The organism is Yimella sp. RIT 621, assembly GCF_004146205.1.
GTDB classification, from domain to species: Bacteria; Actinomycetota; Actinomycetes; order Actinomycetales; family Dermatophilaceae; genus Yimella; species Yimella lutea.
Genome location: NZ_SEIP01000006.1, coordinates 187,392 through 201,728, shown reverse-complemented (window position 1 = coordinate 201,728; position 14,337 = coordinate 187,392). Strand labels below are relative to the sequence as shown.

At 67.7% G+C, this 14,337-nt stretch carries 15 protein-coding genes; 3 read left to right on the top strand and 12 right to left on the bottom strand.

The genetic code is table 11. The features are described 5' to 3' along the window. Nucleotides 1–151 precede the first annotated feature (151 nt). From rplL to EU513_RS07825, 5 genes are all read right to left on the bottom strand, one after another. Nucleotides 152–541 (bottom strand): 50S ribosomal protein L7/L12, encoded by a 390-nt coding sequence (gene rplL / locus EU513_RS07845; protein ID WP_129625328.1) that lies wholly within the window; start codon nt 539–541, stop codon nt 152–154. A gap of 62 nt (nt 542–603) precedes the next feature. Further along, a complete protein-coding gene (rplJ, locus tag EU513_RS07840) occupies nt 604–1,209 on the bottom strand; it encodes a 50S ribosomal protein L10 (protein WP_129625327.1) in 606 nt (201 codons plus the stop codon). Nucleotides 1,210–1,511: 302 nt separating this feature from the next. Continuing rightward, the gene (locus EU513_RS07835) at nt 1,512–2,405 is read right to left on the bottom strand and encodes a hypothetical protein (protein ID WP_129625326.1); all 894 of its coding nucleotides are present in this window, start codon (nt 2,403–2,405) and stop codon (nt 1,512–1,514) included. Nucleotides 2,406–2,664: 259 nt separating this feature from the next. After that, nucleotides 2,665–3,711: a hypothetical protein gene (locus EU513_RS07830; protein ID WP_129625325.1), complete on the bottom strand. Its 1,047-nt coding sequence runs from the start codon at nt 3,709–3,711 to the stop codon at nt 2,665–2,667. Between the two features lie 103 nt (nt 3,712–3,814). Next, nucleotides 3,815–4,591, bottom strand: a complete 777-nt coding sequence (locus EU513_RS07825; RefSeq protein WP_129625324.1) for a hypothetical protein — start codon at nt 4,589–4,591, stop codon at nt 3,815–3,817. Here EU513_RS07825 and EU513_RS15835 point away from each other — a divergent pair. Then, nucleotides 4,581–4,733 carry a hypothetical protein gene (locus EU513_RS15835; protein ID WP_168990196.1) on the top strand — a complete coding sequence of 51 codons (153 nt, stop codon included), beginning with the start codon at nt 4,581–4,583 and terminating at the stop codon, nt 4,731–4,733. The two genes, EU513_RS07825 and EU513_RS15835, sit on opposite strands and share 11 nt — an antisense overlap. 121 nt (nt 4,734–4,854) lie before the next feature. On the opposite strand, the gene EU513_RS07820 is transcribed toward EU513_RS15835, so the two are convergent. The 6 genes from EU513_RS07820 to metG form a co-directional block, all read right to left on the bottom strand. Then, nucleotides 4,855–6,666 (bottom strand): ABC-F family ATP-binding cassette domain-containing protein, encoded by a 1,812-nt coding sequence (locus tag EU513_RS07820; protein ID WP_129625323.1) that lies wholly within the window; start codon nt 6,664–6,666, stop codon nt 4,855–4,857. A gap of 7 nt (nt 6,667–6,673) precedes the next feature. Continuing rightward, nucleotides 6,674–7,600: a 4-(cytidine 5'-diphospho)-2-C-methyl-D-erythritol kinase gene (locus tag EU513_RS07815; protein WP_129625322.1), complete on the bottom strand. Its 927-nt coding sequence runs from the start codon at nt 7,598–7,600 to the stop codon at nt 6,674–6,676. Between the two features lie 9 nt (nt 7,601–7,609). Beyond that, entirely contained in the window at nt 7,610–8,488 is an 879-nt protein-coding gene (gene rsmA / locus EU513_RS07810; RefSeq protein WP_129625321.1) for a 16S rRNA (adenine(1518)-N(6)/adenine(1519)-N(6))-dimethyltransferase RsmA, read from the bottom strand. 81 nt (nt 8,489–8,569) lie between these two features. Beyond that, nucleotides 8,570–9,436, bottom strand: coding sequence for a resuscitation-promoting factor (locus EU513_RS16590; RefSeq protein WP_129625320.1), 867 nt, complete (start codon nt 9,434–9,436; stop codon nt 8,570–8,572). A 210-nt stretch (nt 9,437–9,646) separates the two neighbouring features. Further along, on the bottom strand, nt 9,647–10,501 hold the full coding sequence (locus tag EU513_RS07800; protein WP_129625319.1) for a TatD family hydrolase: 855 nt from the start codon (nt 10,499–10,501) through the stop codon (nt 9,647–9,649). Continuing rightward, on the bottom strand, nt 10,498–12,288 hold the full coding sequence (metG, locus tag EU513_RS07795; protein WP_129625318.1) for a methionine--tRNA ligase: 1,791 nt from the start codon (nt 12,286–12,288) through the stop codon (nt 10,498–10,500). The genes EU513_RS07800 and metG overlap by 4 nt, the downstream gene beginning before the upstream one ends. Before the next feature lie 136 nt (nt 12,289–12,424). Between metG and EU513_RS07790 the strand changes: the two genes are divergently transcribed. Further along, the gene (locus tag EU513_RS07790; RefSeq protein WP_129625317.1) at nt 12,425–13,024 is read left to right on the top strand and encodes a DUF4126 domain-containing protein; all 600 of its coding nucleotides are present in this window, start codon (nt 12,425–12,427) and stop codon (nt 13,022–13,024) included. Between the two features lie 49 nt (nt 13,025–13,073). Next, complete coding sequence (locus tag EU513_RS07785; RefSeq protein WP_129625316.1) at nt 13,074–13,370, top strand: DUF3592 domain-containing protein; 297 nt, start codon at nt 13,074–13,076, stop codon at nt 13,368–13,370. Nucleotides 13,371–13,480: 110 nt separating this feature from the next. On the opposite strand, the gene rsmI is transcribed toward EU513_RS07785, so the two are convergent. Further along, nucleotides 13,481–14,311, bottom strand: a complete 831-nt coding sequence (gene rsmI, locus EU513_RS07780) for a 16S rRNA (cytidine(1402)-2'-O)-methyltransferase (protein ID WP_129625315.1) — start codon at nt 14,309–14,311, stop codon at nt 13,481–13,483. Between the last annotated feature and the right edge of the window lie 26 nt (nt 14,312–14,337).

The following is a 14,337-nucleotide window of genomic DNA, read 5'->3' as shown; positions in this document are numbered from 1 at the left end:
GATCCGCACCTACTCGACCACCGTGATCCGCACCTACTCGACCACCGGATCCGCACCTACTCGACCACCGTTGATCACCGTCCGACGACAAAGCGGGCCGGACCCTTCGGTCCGACCCGCTTCGCGAGAGTTGCTGCCTAGGCAGCGAGGCTCACTTGAGCTCGACGGTGGCGCCGGCGCCCTCGAGCTGCTCCTTGGCCTTGTCGGCGGCAGCCTTGTCGACCTTCTCCAGGACGGGCTTGGGAGCGCCGTCGACGAGGTCCTTGGCTTCCTTCAGACCGAGGGAGGTCAGCGCGCGGACCTCCTTGATGACGCCGATCTTCTTGTCGCCGGCAGCGACCAGAACGACGTCGAACTCCGACTGCTCCTCAGCAGCGCCGGCGTCGCCGCCGCCTGCTGCCGGGGCAGCGCCAGCAACCGCGACCGGGGCCGCAGCGGTGACGTTGAAGGTGTCCTCGAACTGCTTCACGAACTCCGAGAGCTCGATGAGGGTCATTTCCTTGAAGGCCTCAAGGAGCTCGTCAGTGCTGAGCTTCGCCATGATGGCTTCCTTTCGTTAATGCCGTGAGTGGCTGTGTGTGAAAGTGCGAACCGAGCGGGTGCTCAGTTCTCGTCGCCACCCTCGGCGACGTCGGTGGTGCCGGCCTCGTCTGCAGCAGCCGGTGCCTCGTCGGCGGCCGGGGACGCGGGGCCCTCGGTCTCGACCTTGGCACGCAGCGCGTCCACCACACGGGCGGTCTGCGACAGCGGGGCAGCAAAGAGGTACACAGCCTGGCTGAGCGACGCGTTCATCGCGCCGGCCAGCTTGGCCAGAAGCACCTCGCGGGACTCCAAGCTCGCGAGCTTGGTGATCTCCTCGGCCGAGAGCGGCTTGCCGTCAAGCACGCCACCCTTGATCACGAGGAGCGGGTTCGCCTTGGCGAAGTCGCGCAACTTCTTGGCCGCCTCCACCGGGTCCCCGGTGACGAAAGCGATCGCGGAAGGTCCGACGAGCTGACCGTCGAAGGCGGTGACACCGGCTTCGTTGGCAGCACGCTCGGTGAGCGTGTTCTTCACCACGGCGTAGGTCGCGTGCTCGCGGAGATCAGTACGCAGCTGGGTCAGCTGCGCCACGGTCAGACCGCGGTACTCCGTCAACACGGCCGCACCCGACTCACGGAACTTGTCCGTAAGTTCGGCAATGGCGGCGTTCTTGTCGGACTTCGCCATGCGGACCTCCTTCGATCGTGGTTGCCGATCGCCGTGGCCACAACGAAAAGAGCCCCGGCGCAGATGCGCTCAGGGCTCGCAGGGACGTACGGCATGCGTACGTTCGTGGAATTGCCTTGTGCTCACCTACGCTGGTCGCCCGTTTCGGCGGGACCTTCGGACGCTTTCCCTCACGGGATCGCACCGACCGGCGGTCATTGGTGACTCAATGCTACGGGCGCATGTCGCATCCGACCAAATCGCCCGGAGCATGGAGAGAAGCCGGTGGACGCGGACGGGCGCGAACCCGTCCGCGTCCGGTGTCAGGCCTGACCCTGGCCGGACAGCGCGTCGGCGCTGACCGTGGCGGCTGCCGGCGGCACCTCGATCTTCACGGATTCGCCCCAGCCGGAGTAGGTCGTCGTGGAGACGAACACGACGTCGGACGTCTTCGCCGACAAGCCCAGACCACTCAGGCCGGTCGAGTCGGTCTTCACCTTCACCGGGCGGTTCTTGGCGTCGAGCCAGACATCGATGTCGACCGTCCTGTCCTTCAGCTTGGCCTTGTCCGCCTTGCGGTCGACCGGGCCGCCCTGCTCGGTCTCGGAGTCCTCGTCCACCTCGTCCTCGTAGAACCGATCAGCCGGTGCCTGGGCCTTGTAGTGCTTGCCTTCGGCCTCGTCACCGACGAAGGTGACCTTGCCCGCAGCCAGGACGTTGATGTCCTCGTCGCCGTCGACGTCGCGCCGCACTCCCTCCAGGAAGTTCTTCACCTCGGGGTTCGTGCTCGTCTTGTCGAACTTGATCCACTTGCCCGGCAGTTCCGGCGACTGGATGTAGGCGTTCCCGTCGATGTAGCGAAGGCCGCCCTCGCCGGGCATCTCGGCCATCAGGTCGACGCGATCACCTGCACCACGCACCATCGCGCCGGTGGTCGTGCCCGAATCGGCCGTGCTCACCTCGCTGATCCGATACGACTTCTCTGCTTTGAGTGCCTTGTCGGACGTGTCGGCCCACGCCTTCGCGTCAACGGTGGCCCCGGGGGTCGGTCCGGTCGGGGTCGGCTTGCTGCTGGTCGACGAGGACGAGGCGGACGCCGTCTTCGAAGACATGGTCGAGGACGTGGTCGAGGACGCGCCGTCGTCGCTGCCGCCGCACGCGGTCAGAGTGGCGGTCAGGCCGGCCGCGAGAAGCGCCGATCCGAAGATGTTTCGCATGTAAGTTCCCTTGTGTCGCAGCGGCCGACGAGGGATCGACCGTCGACCAATCGTACGGGCGACCCAGGTGCGACGAGCCTGTGTTGACGAAACGCAGGTGTGGCCGCGTCCTCGAATGATGAAGGATCATTGACGACCAAGGGGGCCCGCCACGCACACCGACCACGACACCACCGGAATCGAGCACGAACTCGACCGAACAGGATCGACGCGGACGATCTGCTGCAGGAGACGCCGGCTGCGGTGAGCGGTTGAGCGATCAGGCCGGCGAGGACGCGCTGCTGGACGCGGTCTCTTCGCCGGTGCCACCCGGGCCGAACATGCCCGCGTCGCCCAGGCTCTTCATCGCCTCGTCGAAGGACATCGTCTGCGCGGCCGGCGGAGCGACCACCCGCACCGGGACGTTCCATTCGGAATAGCGAACGGTCATCTTCGCCGGCCCCATCGCGTCCTTGGGCAGTTCGCCATCGGCCATCGCGCCGTGGAACGACGACAGGTCGGCGACGACCACGGCCGGCCGCTCGGAGGCGTCCAGCCAGTAGTCGTAGCTGACCGTCTTTCCGGCGAGCTTGGTGCGTGCCTGCTTCATCTCCTTGGCCATCGACGAGGACGCGGAGGCACCTGCGCCGGAGACGACGGTGTCGAACATCTTCTGCATGGCATCGAGCATCGCGGTCGCCGGCACTGCCACCCGGTAGTGAGCGCCGTCCTTCTCGTCACCGACGAAGGTCACCGCGGCCTTGGCCATGGCGCCGCGCTGCAGATCCCCTTGCGCCATCGAGGTCATCGACGACAGCGCCATGCTCATCATCTTGCCCATCGGGGACTCGGTGTTCTTGTCGACAACGACCCAGGACTTGCCGTTCTGGCGCTCTTCCGGCGGGATCGGGAAATAGAGCGAGCCGTCGACGATCCGCATGGAACCGCTCTCGCCGTCGCTCATCTCGAGGTCGGTGCGGTTCGGGCCGGGCTTGGCCACGACCATCTTGATCGTCTCCTCGCCGGGCACCGACAGCGCCAGCTTCACCGATTTCGCCGCATCGACCGCACCCCACACCGTGTCGGTGAACGCAGCCGCGTCGACCTTCCCGCCGGCAGCCGGCTTGGTGAACGACGATGCCGTCGTCGAACTCGACGAGGTGGCACTCGCAGCAGTCGACGAGGTGGTCTTCGGGGACGACGTCGACGACGGCGCACTCGTGCTCGTCGGCGAGGAGGCGGCGGGCTGTTCGGTCGGCCGCTGGCCGCAGCCCGCGAGGGACACGACGGTGATGGCGGCGACTGCGGCGGCTGCGATGGTGCGCATGACTCTCCCCTTGCTGACGTTGCGACGGCGAGAACCGTGCCTGATCAGATTACGACGGCACACTCCATTCGGATGCCGTTGTCACGCAACCGTGACCCGAACCTCAGGAGGACGAGCTGGATGTGCGGGCAGACGCCGTCGGGGACAGCTTCTCCACCTCGGCGAAGGTCTTCCACGACGAGGGCGCCTCGATACTCAACTCGTCGCCGTACCCGGTGTACTTCGCGTAGTCGCGACCCGACTTCGAGCCGCCCCCCTTCGTCGGCTCGAGGTACACCAACGGCCGGTTCTGCGGGTCGAGGAAGACCTCGAGCGTGTACTGCGTGGCGCCATCCTTCGCCTTCGCCTTGTCGAACGACTTCTTGATCTCCGGCACCGCGAGCAGGTCGCAACCGTGCGCCTTCATCGAGGCGACCTGCTTGTCCATCAGTGCAGCACCGGTGGCGGTGACCGCATAGTGGGTGGCCCGGACACCGCCGATGGTGGTCTGCCCCTTGACCACGGCCTCGCCCGCACTGAGCATGTCGGCGGCCACGCGCGGGTCGAGCTCTGCGATCTGCGAGGTGTACGTGGCGACGAACTGTTGCTCCAGCGGGCTCGGTGTCTGCGACTGCTTCACCCAGTTCTTCGACCGGCGGTCGTACCCGTAGACCACACCGTCGACCGCGACGACGTCCCGCTTGCTCGAACCGCCGTCGGTGAAGGCGGCCGTCATCGGGTCGTCCAGCTTCAGCTGCACCGTGTCGGTGAGGCTGTCCGAGCTCGGGGACGAACTTTGCGCAGAACCGAGGTTGCCGGAGTAGTACTTCACCGTCTTGGCGTCCGTGAGCGCCGCGTGGATCTGCTGCGCCAGGGTCGCTCCCGGGACCTTGCTGCCCACCGCCGGAGCCGCGGAGGACGATTCGCTGCTGCTCGTGCTCGACGTGGACGTCGGTGCCACACCCGAACTCGTGCTCGTGCTCGATGAGGTGCTCGCGCTGCTCGTGCCGGACGTCGGAGCCGGATTGACCTTGTTGTCCTGACATCCCGTGAGCGCCAACGCACTCGCCAATGTGACCGTGACTGCGATCTTTCGCATGGCTCCCCCTCAAGGCGCGCGACCCCCTGCCGAGCACTCCCCCAAAGGTAACGCTTCGGGACGCGTCAGTCGTCGAGTCGTTCAGCCGCTTCGAGCCATCCCATCTCGAGTTGCTCGCGTTCGGCGTGTACCTCCCGCAACTGCGCGTCGAGTTCGGCCGCCTTGACGTGATCGGTCGCGGCCTCGAGCAACTGCTGGTGCAACCGCTGCTCGCGCTCGGCGCTGCGGGCCAGTGACTTCTCGAGACGGGCGACGGTCTTGCGAAGTTCGCGGACCTCTCCGGCCGACAAACCGGCGGACGCCGCGGCAGCGGCCGACGCTGACGTGGGCGCCGTGGAAGTCTCCGATCGCGTTGCGGCAGAACGAAGTTCGAGGAACTGCTCCACGCCGCCGGGTAGTTCACGGATGCGTCCGTCGCCCAACAGCGCGACCTGACGGTTGCACATGCGCTCCAGCAGGTACCGGTCGTGGGAGACGACGAGCAGGGTGCCGGCCCAGCCGTCCAGCACGTCCTCCATCGAGGTGAGCGTCTCGATGTCGAGGTCGTTGGTGGGCTCGTCGAGCATCAGCACATTGGGTTCGGTCATCAGCAACCGCAGGAACTGCAGCCGGCGACGCTCGCCACCGGAGAGATCGGAAACCCGGGTCTGCTGACGAGAGCCGCTGAACCCCAAGCGTTTGGCCAGGGACGACGCACTCGTCTCCTTGCCCTCGAGCATGATGTACGACTTCACCTCGGTGATTGCGTCGATCACCTTCAGCCCCATCACCTCGTCCAGTTCGCGCAGTTCCTGGGTCAGGAAGGCCAATTGGACGGTGCGGCCCTCCTTGCGCTTGCCGGCCGACAGCGGGTGCAGGCCGGCGATCGCGCGCAGCAGCGTCGACTTGCCGGCGCCGTTCACTCCGACGATGCCGGTGCGCTCGCCGGGAGCCAGCCGCCAGGTCTGCTTGGTGATCAGTTCGCGATCACCCACGCTGACCGACGCGTCCAGCAGGTCGATGACGTCCTTGCCGAGACGGGTCGTCGCGAAACGCACCAGTTCGACCTCGTTGCGTGGGTCGGGCTCGCTTTTGATGAGTTCGTTGGCAGCGTCGATGCGGAACTTCGGCTTCGAGGTACGGGCGGGCGCTCCCCTTCGCAGCCAGGCGAGTTCCTTGCGCAGAAGGTTCTGTCGACGGTCCTCGGTGGCCGCTGCCACCCGTGACCGCTCGGCCTTCGCCAGCACGTACGCGGCGTATCCGCCTTCGTACTGCTCGACCCGTCCGTCGACGACCTCCCAGGTGAGGGTGGCGACGGCGTCCAGGAACCACCGGTCGTGGGTGATGGTCACGAGCGCGTTGCCCGCCGTGGCCCGCCGGGTGGACAGGTAGGTCGCCAGCCACTGCACGCCCTCGACGTCCAGGTGGTTGGTCGGCTCGTCGAGCAGCAGCACGTCGGGGTCGTCGATCAGCAAGCGCGCCAACGAAACTCGACGCCGCTCACCACCCGACAAGGGTCCGACGAGTGCGTCGTGACCGCCGACCGCCGACAAGGAGACCCCGCCGAGCAGGCCGTCGAGGATCTCCCGGACGCGGGCCTGACCGGCCCATTCGTGTTCGGCGAGATCACCGAGCACCGCCTCGGCGACGGTGGACTCGGGCGACAGGCCGTCCTGCTGGGTGAGCACCCCGACGGTGAGACCTGCGGTGCGAGTCAAGCGACCCGAATCGATCGGTTGCTTGCCGGCGAACACCGACAGCAGCGTGGTCTTGCCACCACCGTTACGGCCCACGATGCCGATCCGGTCACCGGTGCCTACACCGAGAGAAACTTCGTCGAGCAACTGCTGGGTGCCGAGCGCAAGCGAAATCCGCTCGGCAGCAATGAGATTCGCCATCGATCCTTCAGACAGTTCGCATATTCGAAACGACCCGCGCACCCGGGTGCGGGCCACCGGCCGACACCACGTCGTCCGCGACCCCGCTGGCCGTGAGCCCCACCATCAGGTCGAGAGCAGCCGCACGGTCGGCACACAGGAAAGCCACGGTCGGGCCGGAGCCGGACACGATCGCACCGAGCGCGCCTTCGGCCAAACCGGTGTCGATCGTCTTCTGCAGTTTCGGCATGAGGGAGATCGCCGCCTCCTGCAGATCGTTGGACAGGGCCCCCGCGAGCTCGCGGGGGTCGCCGCTGCGCAGCGCCGCGATCATCTCCTCCGGAGCCTGCGGGAGCGGCACCTTGCGTCCCTTGTTGAGTCGGTCGAACTCCGCGTACACCGCGGGCGTCGACAGCCCGTCGTCCTGCAGGGCGAAGACCCATTCGTAGCGACCGGTGGTCAGCACCGGAGCCAACTGGTCACCGCGGCCGGTGCCGAGCGCGGTGCCGCCGGCGAGGATGAACGGCACGTCGGCGCCGATGTCGGTGGCCAGCTCGTGGTGGTCGAGTTTGGTGAGCTGCAGGTCGAACAACTGGTCGATCGCGATGATCGCAGCCGCCGCGTCGGCCGATCCGCCGGCCATTCCACCGGCGACCGGGATCGACTTGTCGATCGTCATCGAGACCGGACCGGCCTCGAAGCACTCGTCGGCGAGCCGCTGCGCCACGCGCATCGCGAGGTTCGAACCGCCGGTTGGTACGCGGTCGGCGTACGGGCCGGTGACCGTGCACTCCCAGCGCTTGGACGGACGCACCGTCACGGTGTCGGTCAGGTCGACGGCGTGGAACACCGTCGCGAGCGGGTGGTAGCCGTCGCCCTGCACCGGGCCCACGCCGAGGCACAGGTTCACCTTCGCGGGTGCGCGAACCGTCACCCCTGGTTGTTTGGCGGCCATGTCTGCACCCTATGCGTTCGACGGGGCGGCGCGAGCCGCCGCGAGCGCAGCGAAGTCATGCACCGACAGGCGCTCCCCGCGCAGGGTCGGGTCGATGCCGGCCCGGACGAGTGCCTCTTCGGCTGCGGCAGGCGATCCGGCCCATCCGGCGAGCGCCGCACGCAGGGTCTTTCGGCGTTGCGCGAACGCGGCGTCGACGCACGCGAACACCTGCGCCGCCGGCACATCGGTGCGCGGCGGCTCCCGGCGAACCATCGAGACCAGACCGGAGTCGACGTTCGGCGCGGGCCAGAAGACATTGCGCCCGACCTTGTCGGCGAGGCGCACGTCGGCGTACCAGGCGGCCTTCACGCTCGGCACTCCGTACACCTTGCTGCCGGGCCCGGCCGCGAGCCGCTCGGCGACCTCGAGTTGCACCATCACCAGCACCTTCTCGATGCTCGGGAAGCGCTGCAGCATCGACAGCACCACCGGCACCGAGACGTTGTAGGGCAGGTTCGCGACGAGCGCGGTGGGCTGGGGGTCGGGCAGTTCGGTGACCGTCAAGGCGTCCTGCTGGACGACGCGCAACCGGTCGAGCACGGCGGGCGCCATCGTCTCGACGGTCTTGGGCAGTTGTTCGGCCAGGCGCCGGTCGATCTCGACGGCGACGACCTGACGTACCTGCGGCAGCAGCGCCAGGGTCAGCGAACCGAGTCCGGGACCCACCTCCACCACGACGTCGTCGGCGCCGACACCGGCCAGCCGGACGATCTTGCGGACCGTGCCCTTGTCGATGACGAAGTTCTGTCCCCACTGCTTGGTCGGGCGGATGTCGAGCCCGGCCGCGAGTTCACGGATCTCGGCAGGCCCGAGCAAGGCCTCGTCGGCGGCAGGCTGGTCAGTCACTCCGCGAGCCTAACGACAACAGGAAAGTGGACGCTGTTGCGCCCACTTTCCTGTACTACCGCTGTAGTGACGATGCCTCGATCAGCCGGCAGCGTGTGCGCAGCCCCACGGCTGCAGCCCGGCCTGGGCGTACAGCTTGTTGGCGATGGTGATCTGCTGGGCGCGGGAGGCGAGGTCGGCGCGCGGCGCGAAGGCGGTGCCGCCCATCGCGGCCCAGGTGCCCTGCGCGAACTGCAGGCCGCCGTAGTAACCGTTGCCGGTGTTGATCGACCAGTTGCCGCCGGACTCGCACTGGGCGATCCGGTCCCACATGCCCGCGTTGCTGGTGTTGCCACCGGTGGCCTTCGGCGTGGCCGGAGCCTGGGTGGTGCGCGACGGAGCCGCAGCAGCGACCTTGGTGCCGACGGCAACGACCTCGTTCACGGGCTGCTGCACGGTCTCACGCTTGGCGACCACGACGTTGGAGATGCGGCCCTGCAGGAGGGTCTGGGTCAGCGTGACCTTCTGGGTGCCGGCGACGCCGCGCTGCACGACCTTCGTGGTGCCCTTGGCGAGTGAGGAGTCCTTGCGGCTCACGACGTCGAACGCCAGAACGCGGTGTTCCACGACGGTCTTGAGGACGGGACGCGCGGCCGAACGGGCGGCGCGGGTGCTCTGCGATGCACGGGCCGGGGCGGCAGCCGATGCCGTCGCGGACGGCTTGGCAACAGCCTTCGAGGTGGTCGCCTTGGCGGCGGTCGAGCTCGAGGTGGTCGAGCTGGAGGTGGTCGAGCTGGAGGTGGCGGACGAGGACGAGCTGATGCTCGACGCAGCGCTGGACGTCGAGGACGTCGGCACCGGGGTGTTCGCAGCGGTGTCGCCGGAACCGCCACAGGCGGTGAGGCTGAGTGCGGCCACGACGGCGGCGGCAGCGACGGTCATCGAGCGGGTGGGCGTGCGGAAGTTCAAAATGTCTCCAATGACGTACGGTTCCCCGGCGACGGACGCTCGCGATCGGTGTCGGCTTCGACGAGCCGTACGTTCTCGCACTGGTCCCCGGAAATGTCCGGGGATTCGGCCACACGTGACCGGGCGTCCGAGGTGTGTCACCACGGGACTAGCCCATCAACCGTGACTCATGGACCGACAAAAGGTCAAATTTTGGTAACGAGGTGTGCGTCACCACGGTCCGTAGATGGCCTCACTGTTGTCCGAGACCGCCTGGCACAGCGCGGGCACGGAGACATTGAGGACGTCCGCCATCAGACGGACCGTGATCGGCGTCAGATAGGGCGAGTTCGGGGCTCCGCGGTGGGGTGCCGGAGTGAGATACGGTGCGTCGGTCTCGACCAGGACCTGCTCCAGCGGGGTCACCGCGAGCGCGTTGCGCAACGGTCGCGCGTTCTTGAAGGTGACCGTGCCCGAGTAGCTGAGGAAGTAACCGCGGTCGACACACTCACGGGCCATCGCGACGTCGCCGGAGAAGCAGTGCAGCACCACCTTCTGCGGCGCGCCCTCCTCGGCCAGGATCCGCAGCACGTCGTCGTGGGAGTCGCGGTCGTGGATCTGTAGCGCCTTACCGGTGCGCTTCGCCAGGTCGATATGCCATCGGAACGAATCCTGTTGCGCCGCAACGCCGTCCGGACCCGTACGGAAGTAGTCGAGGCCTGTCTCCCCGATCGCTCGGACGCGCGGGTGCGCGGCCAGCCGTTCGATCTCGTCCCACGCCTGGCGCAGGTCGCCGCGCGCCTCGTGCTTGGGCGCCTCGTTCGGGTGGATCGCGATGCCGCCCAACAACTCCGGATGCCGGTCGATGACCTCGACCGTCCAGCGGGCCCCGTCCAGATCGCAACCGACCTGCACCATGCGGTTGACCCCGACCCGCTTGGCCGCGGCGATCGCGTCCGCGACGTCGACGGGGCCCTGACCCTCCCGGCTGATGTCGAGATGGGTGTGGTTGTCGACGATCGGCAGGGGCAACGGATCCGGCGCCGCCGGCGGCGTCGAATGTGAGGAACCCTGCGTGCCGCTCATGCTTGCGGCTGCCCCAGCCGCGCGTTCTCCTCCTCGACCACGGACGGGTCGAGCTTGGTGAAGATCGGCGTCGGCTTCGCGATCGGCGTGCCGACGGTCACCGGGCGCGACTCCCAGCGCGGGGTCGAGGTGTACTCGCCGGTGATGATCGGGTAGCCGCGCGACTCGTCGTCCAGGTCGCGCACCTGCTCCAGGCGGGGCATCGGCATGAACTCGGTGATGCCGAACACCTCGGCGACCTTGTTGGAGGAGTGCGGCAGGAACGGCGCCATCATCGTGTTGAGATCGAGCACCGCCTGCGCGAGCGTGTGCAGGACGGTGGCCAGGCGTTCGCGCTGGTCGTCGCCCTTGAGCTTGAACGGCTCGGTGTCGGACACGTACTTGTTGGCCTCGCGCACCAGGCGCATCACTTCGGCGATGGCCGGCTTCTGGCGCTGCTCGGCCAGCATGTCGCCGACCGTCGCGAAGCCACCGGTGATCTGCGCCAGCAGCGCTTGGTCGATCGGCTCGAGCGAGCCGGGTGCGGGCACCTCACCGAAGTTCTTGGCGATCATCGCGGCGGTGCGGTTGACCAGGTTGCCCCACCCGGCGACGAGTTCGGAGTTGTTGCGCTGCACGAACTCCTCCCAGGTGAAGGTGGAGTCCTGCTGCTCCGGGCCGGCGGCGCAGATGAAGTAGCGCAGCGCGTCCGGGCCGTAGCGGGCCACCATGTCCTGGACGTAGATCACGTTGCCGCGGCTGGTCGAGAACTGGCCGGCGCCGAGGTTGAGGAAGCCGGACGCGACCACCTCGGTCGGCAACTGCAGGTCGCCGTAGCCGCCGGGCTCTCCGCCCTTGTCCCCCTTGCCCATGTAGGCCAGCAGTTCGGCCGGCCAGATCTGGGCGTGGAAGGTGATGTTGTCCTTGCCCTGGAAGTAGTAGGACTTCATCTCGGCGTTGTTCCACCACTCGCGCCACTTCTGCGGCTCGCCCAGGCGCCGTGCCCATTCGATGGACGCCGACAGGTAGCCGATGACCGCGTCGAACCAGACGTACAGCCGCTTGTCGTCCCAGCCCTCGACCGGGATCGGAATGCCCCAGTCGATGTCGCGGGTCATCGCGCGCGGGTGCATGTCCTTGGCGATGTTCTTGGCGAAATTGATGACGCCCGGACGCCAGGTGCCGGCGGAGTCGACCTCGTCCAGCCACTGCTGCAACGCGTCCGCCAAGGCCGGCAGGTCGAGGAAGAAATGCTTGGAGTCGACGAACTTCGGCGGCTGCCCGTCGACCTTGCTGATCGGGTCGATCAGGTCGATCGGGTCGAGTTGGTTGCCACAGTTGTCGCACTGGTCGCCGCGCGCTTCGGGGTATTTGCAGATCGGGCAGGTGCCCTCGATGTACCGGTCGGGCAGGGTGCGTCCGTTGACCGAACTGACCGCGGTCTGCGTGGTCTGCTCGATCATGTATCCGTTGTCGTGGATGCCGCGGAAGAGTTCCTGCACGACCGCGTAGTGGTTGCGTGTGGTCGTGCGCGTGAACAGGTCGTAGGACAACCCGAGGTCGGTGAGGTCCTGGGCGATGACCGCGTTGTACTTGTCGACGATCTCCTGGACGCCGACGCCCTCCTTGTCGGCCAGCACCAGGATCGGCGTGCCGTGCTCGTCGGTGCCGCTGACCATCAGGACGTCGTGGCCGGCCATCCGCATGTACCGGCTGAACACGTCGGAGGGCACCCCGAAACCGGCGACGTGGCCGATGTGGCGGGGACCGTTGGTGTACGGCCAGGCAACTGCGGACAAAACCTTCATGGTCAGCCATCCTAGGAGTGCGATCGGCGTGCTCCGCGCGGGCTTTCCCGGAATGCGAAGTCGCGCCGCTACGTTGGTTGCATCGGTTGTTCGACCGCCGCCAGGATGGTCGCCGAAGTTTCCAGGAGGATGCGGCATGTTCGCAGCCTTGACCGGTGCCGGCCTGTCCGCCGCAGCCGGGTTGAACGCCTACGTCCCGTTCTTGCTCGTCGCGATCGTGGCGCGGTTCAGCGACGTGATCACGTTGCCGGCGAGTTTCGAGTGGATCGAGTCGCCGTGGGCGATCGGTGGCGCCACGCTGCTGCTGCTGACCGAGGTGGTGCTCGACAAGATCCCGGCGGTCGACAGTCTCAACGACATCGTCGGCACCGCCGTGCGGCCGACCATCGGTGGTGTGGTCGCGGCGGCCACCTCGTCGGCGGGCACGCTGGACAACTCGACGTTCATGACCGAGAACCCCTGGATCTCCGCGATCGGCGGTGGCCTCATCGCGGCCGTGGTGCACGCCGGCAAGGCGAGTGCCCGCCCGTTGATCAACACCGCGTCCGTCGGTCTTGGCGCCCCGATCGTGTCGACCGCCGAGGACGTCAGTTCCATCGGTCTGTCGTTGATCGCGATCTTCATCCCGGTGCTCGTCGTCGTCGCGCTCGCCGTCCTGGCGTGGGTGATGTGGCGCCTGATCCGTCGGGTGCGGCGGTACGGACGGCGGCGGCGCGACGCCGAAGCACTTGTCTAGCCGGCCGGCCCCGTCCGGGCGTCCGTCGGTTCGACTGCCGCTCGGTCTGATGGCGGCCGGGCTCGTGCTGGTGCTGCTGGCCGGTTACTGGTGGTGGCAGCAGTCCCGGCAACCGACCCTGCGGTCGATGACCGAGGGCACCGTCACCTCGCGCGCGGCCGACGGGGACAACCTCGCTCTCCAGGTCAGGTTCCGGGCCGGTGGATCGACGCACACGGTCGAGGGACGTGTGGACAAGGACGCGTTCGAGTGGCAGGGCTCCGAGGTGTGGGTCTGTTACGTCACCGACGACCCGGACGAGGCCACGATTCGACTGCCCTACGACCCGCTCTGCAACGTCAAGTAGCCGGAAAACGCTGGTCGAGTAGGTACGGGGCCCCGAAGGGCGAGTGCCGCGATCGAGACCCCCGAACGCTGGTCGAGTAGCGAGAGAGCACTTACTCGACCACCGTGGGTTCAGCGGGCGGCGACGGCCGCGTCGTAGAGGGCTTTCTTGGACAACCCGGTCTCCTGGGCGATGGCGGCGGCGGCGTCCTTGAGGCGGTCGCCCTCGGCGACGAGTTCGAGCACCTGCGGGACGGCGTCCTCGACCGTCGTCCGGACGGCCGGGGCGCCTTCGACGACGACCGTGATCTCGCCGCGGGCGTGCTCGACCGCCCACTGCGCGAGATCGGCCAGGCCGCCGCGTTTGATCTCCTCGTAGGTCTTGGTGAGTTCGCGACAGACCGCCGCCCGCCGGTCGGCGCCCAGACCGTCGGCGAGCGCCTCCAACATGTCGGCCAACCGGTGGGGCGCTTCGAAGAAGACCATCGTCCGGCGTTCGGCAGCGAGGTCAAAGATCTGTCGCGACCGCTCCCCCGCTTTGCGGGACAGGAACCCCTCGAAGCAGAACCGGTCGACCGGCAGACCTGAGACCGCGAGCGCCATCAGGACGGCGGACGGCCCGGGGACGCAGGTGATCCTCAGGTCGCGGGTGACCGCGTCCGCCACGACGCGGTAACCCGGGTCGGACACCGACGGCATGCCGGCGTCCGTCACCACCACCACGCGTCCGCCGCGGGCAACGGTGTCGACGAGCTCGGTGGAGCGGGACGCCTCGTTGTGTTCGTGGTAGCTGATGATCTTCGCCGACGTGGTGATTTCGAGCGCGTCCATCAGCCGACGCAGCCGCCGGGTGTCCTCCGCGGCGACGACGTCGGCCTCCCGCAATTCCTGGGCGAGCCGGGGCGCGGCGTCCCTCGGGTCGCCGATCGGAGTCGCAGCCAGCACCAGCACACCTTCAGCCATGAGTCGCAGCGTAGTTTCCCTCGCCC

Coding starts and splice junctions, on each gene's coding strand:
- rplL (WP_129625328.1), bottom strand. CDS start 541: ATGGCGAAGCTCAGCACTGACGAGCTCCTTGAGGCCTTCAAGGAAATG.
- rplJ (WP_129625327.1), bottom strand. CDS start 1,209: ATGGCGAAGTCCGACAAGAACGCCGCCATTGCCGAACTTACGGACAAG.
- EU513_RS07835 (WP_129625326.1), bottom strand. CDS start 2,405: ATGCGAAACATCTTCGGATCGGCGCTTCTCGCGGCCGGCCTGACCGCC.
- EU513_RS07830 (WP_129625325.1), bottom strand. CDS start 3,711: ATGCGCACCATCGCAGCCGCCGCAGTCGCCGCCATCACCGTCGTGTCC.
- EU513_RS07820 (WP_129625323.1), bottom strand. CDS start 6,666: ATGGCGAATCTCATTGCTGCCGAGCGGATTTCGCTTGCGCTCGGCACC.
- EU513_RS07815 (WP_129625322.1), bottom strand. CDS start 7,600: ATGGCCGCCAAACAACCAGGGGTGACGGTTCGCGCACCCGCGAAGGTG.
- EU513_RS07800 (WP_129625319.1), bottom strand. CDS start 10,501: ATGAGCGGCACGCAGGGTTCCTCACATTCGACGCCGCCGGCGGCGCCG.
- metG (WP_129625318.1), bottom strand. CDS start 12,288: ATGAAGGTTTTGTCCGCAGTTGCCTGGCCGTACACCAACGGTCCCCGC.
- EU513_RS07790 (WP_129625317.1), top strand. CDS start 12,425: ATGTTCGCAGCCTTGACCGGTGCCGGCCTGTCCGCCGCAGCCGGGTTG.
- EU513_RS07785 (WP_129625316.1), top strand. CDS start 13,074: ATGGCGGCCGGGCTCGTGCTGGTGCTGCTGGCCGGTTACTGGTGGTGG.
- rsmI (WP_129625315.1), bottom strand. CDS start 14,311: ATGGCTGAAGGTGTGCTGGTGCTGGCTGCGACTCCGATCGGCGACCCG.